The organism is Saccharospirillum sp. (genome assembly GCF_039982735.1).
Classification (GTDB): Bacteria; Pseudomonadota; Gammaproteobacteria; order Pseudomonadales; family Natronospirillaceae; genus Saccharospirillum.
In genome coordinates this window covers 123,974-134,840 of the sequence record NZ_JBDWXV010000002.1, presented here as the reverse complement: position 1 = coordinate 134,840, position 10,867 = coordinate 123,974, and the positions used below count along the sequence as shown (strand labels likewise).

The following is a 10,867-nucleotide window of genomic DNA, read 5'->3' as shown; positions in this document are numbered from 1 at the left end:
GCTGCATGAAGTTGGTAGTAGGCTGGCGAAATGGAAAAATTTGGCAGGAATCAGGTTTTTCACCCACAGTGAAGCCGCAGGCTACTCCGCAAAGCGCATTTTTTATCGGGTGAGTACCTAAGTCAGCAGCTCAGCCAACCTAAGCCCAGGAGTTCGCTGGTAGCCAAACTGCTGAAAGGTGGCTCTGATCGAAATTGCCGTACCGACCAGACCTTTAAACTGGCTTTCAAAGTGCCGGGTGTTGTAAATCCAATGCTCGGCATCGATGTCCAGACGTTCCAGAATAGGCGGGGTGTTGTGATCAATACTGCCGCGTTTGTCACTTCGTATCTGGCGACCGGTCCAGTCAACCAGCTCCAGATAGTCTTGCAGTCGAAAGGGTATACCAGCGGGCATGTCTTGCCTTGGGTATCCGACAAACGGAAAAAGTAACTTTGGTTGGTTTGGTTCTGGTGACGTCAGTTCTTCTTTGGCCGTCTCTACTCGTTCTTTAACGGATGTAAAATCCGAAGTCTCAGGTGTAGCGGCCATCTGTGCACGAATAGGGTTCAAGTCCACGTAGGCCAGGCAGGTTAGCAGGGCTTTTTCATCCAGCAATGCTTGGGATTTAAACCTGGCTTCCCAGAATCTGCCGGTGCAGTTGTCTTCTGTATTGGCTTGCCGTGCGATGTCTTCATTCAAGGCCCGCATGAACCAACTGATCGACATTAGGCGTTCGCGCCATATGGTGGCCGTTTCGGAGATGACCTTGAGTTGTTCTTCGTACAGGTCTTTCCCGGCCAAGTAGGCTTTTGTCAGGAAGTTGCCGGAATACAGCTTGTGCCATCGTTCAATGACTTCGGCTTCTGTCCAGCCGTTGGCTTTCTGGGCGTTAATGTGCAGCACGATGTGGTAATGGTTCGACATGACCGCGTAGCCACACACATCCAGAGCGTAGACCTCTGCTAATTGCAGGATGCGTTGTTCTATCCAGGCGCGGCGGTGTTCGTAGTCGTTACCGGAGTGCTCGTCACGGCCGCACAGGAATGCGCGGCGCACGCACCGGGAGGTGCAGTGGTAGTAGGGTGTCGCCTCCAGGGCGATCTGGCTTTTCCTTGAGCGTGGCATAGTGTCTAACCCTGACGGCCCGTTTCAATAGTACTGTATAAAGTACTGTATGTACTTTGGTAGGTCAACCATTCAAGTGGGTGTCCAGGCAAGAAACTCGGTGTCCAGGCAAGAAACTCCCACTCAGACCAGGGGAGCCAATACGCCAGCCGTAAGTTCCGCCAGAGGCTCTGGAGGTACCGGATGATACAAAGCATGAGTCGGCGTGGTCACTACTGGGATAACGCACCAATGGCAAGGTTGTTCCGCAGCCTGAAAACTGAATGGGTGCCTGCTTTGGGCTACCGTAATTTACCTGAAGCAAAGAAAGACATTGCCGACTACCTGATGGACTACTACAACTGGCAAAGGCCTCATTCGTTCAACGGTGGCATGTCTCCCGTAGTAGCCGAAGAAAAACTTAAAATACTGTCCGGTATTAGTTGACCACTACACTATTGTCTTATACTCGACGGTATATCTTCATGTGATTCAGGGAGCCTAAGAAAATGAAGAATCGATATATTAAATTTCTGGTCGAATCGGTCGCCTATACATCGGGAATGATGTTAATCGGTGCTGCAATTTGGTTTTGGCGAAAAGACTCAGGTATTACCTATCAAGACGTTCTATTTTGGGTAGCCATGGTACCAGTTGGCTTTTCTGCCCTATCCCAATTTGGGCGCATTTCATTGGGGGAGAATGAAAGATACCAAATCAGTAAGACTGCTATTAATGGTTCTGGTATCTCCAAGTCTGTAGGCGAGCTCAAGGACGAAGAGGCTGCTTTTGGTGTCACTATTAAATTACTTGCTCCTGGTGTGATGACCCTAATGTTGAGCATGTTGATTTAGTGATATAGAGTAACGTGTCTGCATTAATGACTATATGTGGGAATTTGGGTAGTCGCGTCGCTCATGGGATGGCTACATAAGAAGGCACTATTTTTAATGAGGGTTATAATGAAAATTGGAGCGATTTCTTTAGTAGTGGTGATTCTTGTCGCTACAGAAATCCGGGCAGAAGATTATTTTAAACCTTTGGATAAAATGGCCTTAACTCCTACTGAATTAAAGTGGATTTATAATTATGCACCGCTGGTAATTGAATGGGTCGAGGAGGTCGAAGTTCGTCAACTGGCCGAGGGCAGAGAGTTAACAGATTCTGAATTCGTGCTGGCGAGATCTATGTCTGTGAACAACCCTGAGAATATACGCGTTATTGTAACCAGCGATTTTCCGGTTCCTTTGAATCGGGACCTTAGTGATGCTCTTCGGATATACGATTTTGACCCTCTTGATTCAGCAGGAATGGCTTTAGGATATGCGGTTTTTATTAAACCCGAATACGAGGGTGATACAGCGCTTCTGGCCCACGAGTTCGTGCATGTGGCCCAAGCTGAGTCAGTTGGGCTGCGTCCATTCCTGGTAACCTATTTAGCCGGGTTGAAAATGTATGGCTATTTTGAATCACCACTGGAAACCGAGGCGAGAACAGAGGTGTGGCGTTTATTAAATGGCAGCGACTAACAGGACATCCAGTGCGCCGGGCAAAGCCGGTAGAAGATTGGAGGTGAAAACCCTCTGCCTGGTAAAGGCTGGCAACCCGCCGGGACCTCGAGTCATGGGCCACGAGACTAAATGGACAGCCATCACAGTGGGCAGCAAGAAAAATCCGACCAATGCTTTTCAAAGTTTCGAAGCATTCTTCGTGAAGTTGGTAGTAGGCTAGCGAAATGGAAAAATCAAGCAGAAGTCGGGATTTTCAGCCAAAGCAAAGCCGCAGGCTACCCCGTGAAGCGTATTTTTGTAGGGTGAGTACCTAAGTCAGCAACTCAGCCAACCGAAGCCCAGGGGTTCGCTGGTAGCCAAACTGTTGAAAGGTGGCTCTGATCGAAATTGCGGTACCGACCAGGCCTTTAAACTGGCTTTCAAAGCGCCGGGTGTTGTAGATCCAATACTCAGCGTCGATGCCGAGGCGTTCCAGAATGGGCGGGGTGTTGTGATCGATACTGCCGCGTTTGTCATTCCGAATTTAGCGGCCGGTCCAGTCTACCAGTTCCAGATAGTCTTGCAGTCGAAAGGGTAGGCCAGCGGGCATGTCTTGTCTTGGGTATCCGACAAACGGAAAGAGTAGCTTTGGTTGGTTTGGTTCTGGTGAGGTCAGGTCTTCTCTGGCCGTCTCTACTCGTTCTCTAACGGACGAATACGCGTGAGTGTCCTCGAATACGGAGGACTCCTCTGTGCCGGTACCGGCTTCCCCGGTTTGAACACTGTGTTCAGTCTTTGTATGCCAGAATCAGGTTGCACTCGGCCTTGCCTTCGTTCAGTCGCTGAACTGGCCCTGGACGGAAGCCGATCTTCAGGCATTGCGCTTGAATATCCGCGATTGTAATCCCGTGCATCGTTTGAATCTCAGGCTCTTCGGACACCAGCAGACGCCCCCCTGGCTTCAGGACTCGAGCGATTTCAGCCAGCCCCGCCGGAATATCCTGCCAGTGGTGATAAGTGCTGAAGGCCAGCACGCTGTCGACGCTGGCGTCGGCCAGAGGAATGGATTCAGCGGCACCGTTAAACAGTTCGATACGCTCGGCTAGGCCGGCTTGATCGGTCTGTTGTCGCGCGATTTCCAGCATGGCCGGTGTTGGTTCAAGCCCGACCAAACGGCCTTTTGGGCAGTAACCGAGCAGGTAGCGCAGGCTGCTGCCGGTACCGCAACCAACGTCGAGGACGGTCTCGTCGTTTTGCCACTCCACGGCGTCTATGGGCATGCGGGTCGTGGGCCAGTCTCCGTAGTTGTCGGCGTACCAGTGCGCGGACCCTTCTGTCCAGCGGTTGTCCTGTTCCTGGGTCTTCATCCTGCGTTCCTCGTGTCTGAATGTGAGGTCAGAATACGCCCGGGACGTCCCGGGCGGCAGAGTGCCGCTTTGGGAAAAATCGGCTTATCTTTCTGTCTTGGCTTGGTACACTGGCGGGAATAACACGTTGGAGAATCCCAATGGACATCATTGCACCGCTGGCGATCGGGCACTTTCAGATGCCGGTGCTGGAGCCTCACCCCGAAGCCCATCATGCCGAGTATGTGCTCTCGTACATTGAAGCGGGTGAGTTGAATATGGATCACGGTGACCGGTTGACGCTAAAGGCCGGGTCTGTGGTGATCGTTCCGGCTGGAGTGCCGCATCGCTTGCGCGGGGGGCGGAATTTGAGCGTCTGGCACCTGGCGTTTTGCCCGCAATGCCTTGGGCTGAATGAGACCCAGGCGATGATGGCCCCGTTTCGGCAAGTTCGGCTGGGGGCCTTGCCCGTTGCCCGGATTGCGTCTGAGCGGCGCACGATTCTGACGCAGTACTGTACCGAGTTGCAGCGGATGATCGACGATGACGCCCGGTCGAGCGATGACCTAAAACGTAGCCTGCTCAGCCTGATTCTGGCGGAAGTCGACCGGGCCATGCTACCTGTGACAGTGGCCCGGAAATCCCTGGTGGCCGATGCGCTCGATTATATCCAGCGTCACTGCTGTGAACCGTTGAGCCTGGCTCAGGTTGCACAGTCGGTGCATCGAAGCCCGGCCTACGTCACTGATCGCGTCAAACAGGCGACCGGCGCCAGCGTCGGCGAATGGATCATCAGCAATCGTCTACATCACGCGTGTAGTCGCTTGTTGCATACCCGTGCACCGGTGGCTCAGATCGCGGAACAGGTAGGGTGGCAGGACGTGACCCACTTCATCCGTCAGTTCAAAAAGCACATGGGTATGACACCGGGCGCCTGGCGCCGGAGCCAACAGGCGCAGGATCATACGCCCGCGACAGACTAAAGACTAAATGGACAAGCACCATAGTAGAGAGTTAGGGATCAGTCAGTGAGTTGCTTTAGTCCATCGCAATACAGCGCTACCGATTTACATCAGTCTGGGAAGTAAAGGAATATTGGTTGATTTTGTATTTTTCGGGCACGAAAGTGCCTCAGGTAGCCCTGGCGAGGGTAGCCGGTAACAGTGAATAACGCTGTTGGCTGTTTGGGTTCGGCAGATTCCAGCTCTTCTTTGGCAGTATTGATTCGCTGTTAGGCTGAAGTGAATTCTGACGCTTCCGGTGTATCGGCCAAACAGGCCCGGATAGGATTCAGGTCTACATAAGCCAGGCACGTTGCCAGGGCTTTTTCATCCAATAACATCATCTAGTGCGGTATCAACTTTTGGGTGTTCATGGGAATGTCCAGTCTTCAGGTGGGAGACTTGCGGCACCGCTTCCTTTGCCGTGTGGAATTTAGCTCAAAAAAAAGCCCCGCTTGGCGGGGCTTCTTTAAATCAACCACTTAGCATTTAGCTAGGAGTGATGTTTTCCGCCTGAGGGCCTTTCTGGCCCTGAGTGACGGTGAATTCGACGCGCTGGCCTTCAGTCAGGGTTTTGAATCCTGAGCCGGTGATGGCGCTGAAATGAGCGAAAACGTCTTTGCCGCCTTCCTGCTCAATAAAACCAAAACCTTTTGCTTCGTTGAACCATTTTACGGTGCCGGTAACTGTAGACATAATCAATATCCTGTATATAAGAAAAGTATGCTCCGATGGAGCGATTTAGCGATAAAACGGAGGCGGTACTTAAGGACTGCAGGACAAGGACTCAATAACTCTCGGCATGAAGCAACTAAATATTCGTCGTTCTTTTAAAGCTGGGTGCAGGGTAAAGCTTTTACTGGCAGAGACCAGTCCTATTTTTGGCGATTTTCGTTCGAGAGAGCGGCGAAGAGGCTAGTCACTTGATTTTATTCAATATTATTTTCCCCACACTTTAGGTAAAGTGTCCCAGCGTCTCTTTTGAGTCTACATAGCCGTACCGAATACCAGGGCATTGTCATCCAATACGGCTAGCAGTGCCGGCAAACAGCAGGCTCTCTTGTGACAGGCACTTTAGGTGTGGTCTTTTAGCGACCAGTCTTTTAGCGACCAAGCAGGCTGTACGATGATTGACACCGTTAACGTACCTGACTAATAATGCCCGTGGTTCCAGGCACCGGCCGCTCGCGGGCATTTAAGCCAAGGTGAAGTTCTGGCAGTACCTTTCTACGTCACCCTTGCGCATTCTGTAAGGTGGTAATGCGAGCACCATCTCCTTTCGAACGGCACACAGAATGCCTGCAAGCGGAGACACATCCATGTCACCTCCTTCTGAAACCTCGGCATCTGCGGATGCAAGCCGGCGCTTCATCGAACACCCTTTGGGTCCATTGTTTGCACAAACGGCATTGCCCATCATCTTTGTTATGGGCATGAACGGGTTGCTAACCGTTGTCGACGCATTGTTTCTGGGTATCTTTGTCGGCGCTGATGCCTTGAGTGCCGTCACCCTGATGTTCCCCGCCTTCATGTTACTGGTTGCGGTATCCACACTGGTATCGAATGGAATGTCGAGCCTCCTGGCACGGCATTTAGGCGCGCGGCGAACGGATGATGCCCGGGTTGTCTTCGCGGCCGCGCACGGGCTCGCTATGGTGGTGAGCATCGTTCTAATCGTGCTGTTCCTGATGTTTGGCGACCGTTTTACCTTGGCGGCCGCCAACGGCAACCGGGCCTTGGCGGAAATGGGTTATGCCTACATGCGGATAACCATTTTTTGCTCCCCTTTGCTTTTCGTCCTGGCGTTGCAGTCCGATGCATTGAGAAACGAAGGCCGTGTTGGGTTTATGGCAGCCATGAGTCTCTTGGTGTCATTGGCGAACATGGGCTTTAACTATGTGCTTATCGCTTTGCTGGAATGGGGCGTATCCGGGTCAGCCTTTGGCACGGCGCTGGCGCAGTGCCTGGCCCTGACCATCGTGCTTGGTTTTCGATCGATGGGCGATACCGACCTGCGACTGCTTGGCCCTGCCTGGCACCCCAGGGCCTGGGGTGGCGTCCGCAAACGCTGGGTTGAAATCCTTACGTTAGGCGCCCCCCAAAGCCTGAGCTTTCTGGGCCTCGCTTTGGGTTCCGGAGCGATCATCCTGGCATTGCAGCTGGTGCAATCCGACACCTATGCTGAGACCGTCTCTGCTTACGGAATCGCCACGCGGCTGATGACCTTTGCCTTTCTACCGTTGCTTGGCCTGAGCTTTGCTCTCCAATCGATCACTGGCAACAACTATGGGGCAGGTCTTTGGCACCGTTCGGATGGCAGCCTGCGACTGGGGTTACTACTGGCTCTGCTTTACTGCCTGCTGGCAGAAATAACTCTGATCGTCTTTGCCAGGCCAATCGGAGGCTGGTTTGTTGATGATCCGATAGTCGTTGATGAGGTGGGACGTATCATGCCGATGATCGTCTCGATGTTTTTTGTCGCCGGTCCGATACTGATGATCGCAACTTATTTTCAGGCCATCGGAGATGCTGGGCGAGCGGCCTTACTCAGTCTGACCAAGACCTATCTATTTGCCATACCGCTGACCTTTCTTCTTCCAGTGTTCCTGGGCGAGACGGGCATCTGGCTGGCTGGCCCAACGGCAGAACTGTTATTGCTGCTGTTAACATGGATGGTGTTGAACATCACAGCCCGCCAACATGGACACGCCTGGGGTCTATTCAAAACTGGCAGTGCGGAGGCCTCAGTGTGAGTAAACCTGTACTAACTGTGACCTCAATTAAAGCCCAGGCTAAACGCCTGAAAGCGCAACTTGATGCATCGGGCGAAACAATAAGCCACAGTCATTCACTCGAACTTCTTGCACTTCATCATGGATATAAGGACTGGAACACCTTCAGCGCCGCCCTGAAACAGCAGTCACTGCCACCTGTAGCCGTGGGCGAAAAGGTCGAGGGGCACTATCTGGAACATCCGATCAGTGCAACGGTGGTGGCTGTGTACCCATTGGAGCCAGGCTTGTTTAGGATTCAGTTGAAACTTGAAGAGGCCGTTGATGTTGCAACATCGCAGCTTTTTTCTGCCTGGCGGAAGCAGATTCATGCTGTTATCGACTGCGCGGGTATGACTGCCGAAACAACTTTGAACGGCGAACCGCATTTGAGACTGGCACTGCAATCGAACCTACCGGATGATCCAGCTACCTGAAAACCACCGGGGTAGCTATTTCACACCGGTTTAGACTATCGGGCAAGCACGCTAGGCTGGGTATCTTGTTGGCCCTGGCGCCATGAAACTGATGATGCCATAGACCAGCCTGACGTCCCGAAGCACTCCTTTTTCCGACAAAGGGTTTACACTCAGTCAATGAAAATTCACGGAATCCAAACCATGAATCATCAAAAAGCCAAACGGCTAAACATAGCAATCTCGATTTTATTTGCTCTGGCAATGTTACTAACGTCATACGTCATTGCTGATAAAGACTTGTCTCAAATGGTTGTACTTATCCTGATAGCACTGTGGTTCATTCCGTTTCTGTATCTGAGTAAAAAGGGTGCAGAAAAATGAAAGATAACGCCAGCCATTCATCGAGGACTAAATGGACAGGCACCATAGTAGGGAGAGCACTGTCGAGACATATATGTCTCAGTTTGGTCCTCAACGCTGGTCGCCAAACACCTGAGTCCAATACCGTTGGAGATCGGCTGCCTCATTGTCCGCTCTGCTCACACCAAAATGTTCGAATTGGTCATTCATGATGTTTTTGCAGTGGCCTTCGCTTTCTAGCCAGTCTTCCATAACGGCTGTCACCGTACGCTGCCCGGCGGCGATGTTCTCGCCGATCGTGCTCCAGTCATAATCAGTCGCGTTTACCCGGTCTTTAAGTTTTAGGCCATCAGAGCCCGTATGGCTGTGGAAGTTATTGGTAGCCATGTCCTGGCTATGTCGCGCTGCGGCAGTATTCAGGTCACACTGATAGTTCAGGGCAGGCGCGGCAGGGAAGTCGGTATCGCCACAGGTTCGCGGGGTGGCACGAGCGGCGTTTACCTGTTCCAGCATGTCGGCCTGGTAGGCATCGACTTCGCAGCCGTTCAGTGTTTGACGGGAACCGTTTGTGTCGGAGCCTTCAGGCTGACAGCCCACTAAGGTTGTGAATAGGGTCAGGGCGGAGAGGGCGCAGAGTGCGCATTTAACCATGGTAGCGTCCAGGTTCGGCAACAAGGAGAGTGCAGTATGCCATAAGTCAGGCAGGCTTAACGTTTTTGAAACATCCACTTTAGGTAGCGAGCGTTTACGTGATACCCACCTTAGGGCGATGAACTAGAGGGGTGTCTCGACAGCCGCCTCAGTTAACGGTTAGTGAGTCCCGGGCTACAACACCTGGACGCACCTGCTACATTGATTCTCTATTCGGCTACAAATTCGGAGAATCGACAACGACCGACGCCGACGGTCGCTACCGTTTCCGCACCATCAAGCCTGTGCCGTACCCGGGCCGAACACCGCACATTCACTTCATGGTGAAGGACGAGGCGTTCGAGGACCTGACCACTCAGCTGTATATTGCTGGACACCCTCAGAATTCTAAAGACAGGCTCTATCGGAACGTGGGGAGCCCAGGGTTGCGGCAATTGGTGGAAGCCGAATTTGTCGCTTCCAGCTCCGGCTCTGCGGAGTTGGAGGCAGAATGGAACATTGTGGTAGGAATCTAGGTTGTACCCTGGTGAAACACCCACGTCAGAGAGCTATCAAGCAATGGGTTTGCTCGCTTTTCACCAATTACTTTGGTGTGCGGGTCCCGGCAGCGCATACAGACAGGCGACGGGTGTGCTTTAGCTCCTGGCAGCCGCTTGTGCTGCTATCAATGCCCCTTCAAGGTAGCCCGCTTCCTGCACAGCCACTTCGGTGCTTGCAAACGCCAGCTGCAGGTGCGCCAGCTCCTGTGAAAACGCGCCGAGATCACACTCAGGGTGCTGTGGCGGGTCAAGACGGTCCTGCGGCGTGCAGGTGAACGTTTGCTGGCTCCAATCTTCAATCACCGACTGTAAGGGGTTGAGCGCATCGGCACCAAAGATCTGCCCCAGCTGGTTTAAGCAAGCCTGGCGCAAGGCTTCCTGGTTCAGTGTTGCTCGCTGTTGAGCACTGACGCCGATAAACCCAAATAAGGCATACCCGCGATCCTCTCCGGCACTGGCGTCATGTATTTCTACCAGGGGCCCGACCCGACTGAAGGCATCACCAGCCAGCCCCTGCTCCCGCCAGAATGGGGTTGCGTAGTGGGCAACAAATTTAGCCTGAGCGGCCATCCAGGTTGGTGTGTCGCGAAGTGTGCGTTGCAGCGGAACGGATAGATGCTTGGCAATGTGAGTTGATTCGAGCGCCGCTCTCGGCGGTACAGCAATAATAAGCCGCCTGGCCATGAAGGATCTCGTCGGGGTTTCAATTTCCCAGAGTTCGTCTTGCCGTTTAAGCCGATGCACGGGTTGGTTCAGATGCACACATCCGTCATCCAACGAACGATGCAGAGCCTGGGTTAACTGGCTCACACCTCCGTCGATGCGGTAGGAAAGGGGCGTTCCCGCCCCCGCAAAACGCTCAATAGCGCTGTTCACCGTTGCCTGGTAGAGCGCGTCACCTGCCGTGTATTGTTCAAAGACTGGAAGTTCAAGTTGCTGGCATAACCGGGCTATGCGGTGCTGATGGGGCCAAAACCAGGAAGGCCCGAGATCCAGCATATCGCCATTGCTGAGAGGCAAACCATGGATTCGACCACCGACCCGGTCTCGCGCTTCCAACACAGTGACGTCAAAGCCTTGCTGCAAGAGAAGAGAGGCGCTGTACAGGCCCGCCAACCCCCCTCCAATAATGCCGACGTCTGCCGCCTTAACCATCTGGGAACCCCATTCATTGTTGATCATCACTTGGCGGCTATTGTAACGA

Annotated in this window: 12 protein-coding genes and 1 pseudogene; 8 read left to right on the top strand and 5 right to left on the bottom strand. The window is 52.9% G+C overall.

Going from position 1 to position 10,867, the window contains the following annotated elements; translation table 11 throughout:
- Window positions 1-117: 117 nt before the first annotated feature.
- Window positions 118-1,107, bottom strand: a complete 990-nt coding sequence (locus tag ABJT94_RS01425) for a transposase (protein ID WP_348473897.1) — start codon at window positions 1,105-1,107, stop codon at window positions 118-120.
- A 120-nt stretch (window positions 1,108-1,227) separates the two neighbouring features.
- Between ABJT94_RS01425 and ABJT94_RS01420 the strand changes: the two are divergent.
- The 4 genes and pseudogenes from ABJT94_RS01420 to ABJT94_RS01405 all read left to right on the top strand — a co-directional run.
- Window positions 1,228-1,533: pseudogene (locus ABJT94_RS01420) on the top strand (integrase core domain-containing protein); the annotation flags it as partial.
- Window positions 1,534-1,595: 62 nt separating this feature from the next.
- A complete protein-coding gene (locus ABJT94_RS01415; RefSeq protein ID WP_348473896.1) occupies window positions 1,596-1,940 on the top strand; it encodes a hypothetical protein in 345 nt (114 codons plus the stop codon).
- Window positions 1,941-2,048: 108 nt separating this feature from the next.
- Complete coding sequence (locus tag ABJT94_RS01410; protein ID WP_348473895.1) at window positions 2,049-2,615, top strand: hypothetical protein; 567 nt, start codon at window positions 2,049-2,051, stop codon at window positions 2,613-2,615.
- A 111-nt stretch (window positions 2,616-2,726) separates the two neighbouring features.
- Window positions 2,727-2,903 carry a hypothetical protein gene (locus ABJT94_RS01405; protein WP_348485098.1) on the top strand — a complete coding sequence of 59 codons (177 nt, stop codon included), beginning with the start codon at window positions 2,727-2,729 and terminating at the stop codon, window positions 2,901-2,903.
- 461 nt (window positions 2,904-3,364) lie between these two features.
- Here ABJT94_RS01405 and ABJT94_RS01400 read toward each other — a convergent pair whose 3' ends face one another.
- Window positions 3,365-3,943, bottom strand: a complete 579-nt coding sequence (locus ABJT94_RS01400; RefSeq protein ID WP_348473894.1) for a class I SAM-dependent methyltransferase — start codon at window positions 3,941-3,943, stop codon at window positions 3,365-3,367.
- A gap of 140 nt (window positions 3,944-4,083) precedes the next feature.
- Between ABJT94_RS01400 and ABJT94_RS01395 the strand changes: the two genes are divergently transcribed.
- Window positions 4,084-4,905 carry an AraC family transcriptional regulator gene (locus ABJT94_RS01395; protein ID WP_348473893.1) on the top strand — a complete coding sequence of 274 codons (822 nt, stop codon included), beginning with the start codon at window positions 4,084-4,086 and terminating at the stop codon, window positions 4,903-4,905.
- A 507-nt stretch (window positions 4,906-5,412) separates the two neighbouring features.
- Here ABJT94_RS01395 and ABJT94_RS01390 read toward each other — a convergent pair.
- On the bottom strand, window positions 5,413-5,619 hold the full coding sequence (locus ABJT94_RS01390) for a cold-shock protein (RefSeq protein WP_028671747.1): 207 nt from the start codon (window positions 5,617-5,619) through the stop codon (window positions 5,413-5,415).
- A 623-nt stretch (window positions 5,620-6,242) separates the two neighbouring features.
- On the opposite strand from ABJT94_RS01390, the gene ABJT94_RS01385 reads away from it, so the two are divergent.
- The 3 genes from ABJT94_RS01385 (at window position 6,243) to ABJT94_RS01375 (ending at window position 8,494) form a co-directional block, all read left to right on the top strand.
- The gene (locus ABJT94_RS01385; protein WP_348473892.1) at window positions 6,243-7,676 is read left to right on the top strand and encodes an MATE family efflux transporter; all 1,434 of its coding nucleotides are present in this window, start codon (window positions 6,243-6,245) and stop codon (window positions 7,674-7,676) included.
- On the top strand, window positions 7,673-8,131 hold the full coding sequence (locus ABJT94_RS01380; RefSeq protein WP_348473891.1) for a glyoxalase superfamily protein: 459 nt from the start codon (window positions 7,673-7,675) through the stop codon (window positions 8,129-8,131). The genes ABJT94_RS01385 and ABJT94_RS01380 overlap by 4 nt, the downstream gene beginning before the upstream one ends.
- A 183-nt stretch (window positions 8,132-8,314) precedes the next feature.
- A complete protein-coding gene (locus ABJT94_RS01375) occupies window positions 8,315-8,494 on the top strand; it encodes a hypothetical protein (protein WP_348473890.1) in 180 nt (59 codons plus the stop codon).
- 90 nt (window positions 8,495-8,584) lie between these two features.
- Here ABJT94_RS01375 and ABJT94_RS01370 read toward each other — a convergent pair whose 3' ends face one another.
- The gene (locus ABJT94_RS01370; RefSeq protein ID WP_348473889.1) at window positions 8,585-9,124 is read right to left on the bottom strand and encodes a CAP domain-containing protein; all 540 of its coding nucleotides are present in this window, start codon (window positions 9,122-9,124) and stop codon (window positions 8,585-8,587) included.
- Window positions 9,125-9,759: 635 nt separating this feature from the next.
- Entirely contained in the window at window positions 9,760-10,818 is a 1,059-nt protein-coding gene (locus tag ABJT94_RS01365) for an FAD-dependent oxidoreductase (RefSeq protein ID WP_348473888.1), read from the bottom strand.
- Between the last annotated feature and the right edge of the window lie 49 nt (window positions 10,819-10,867).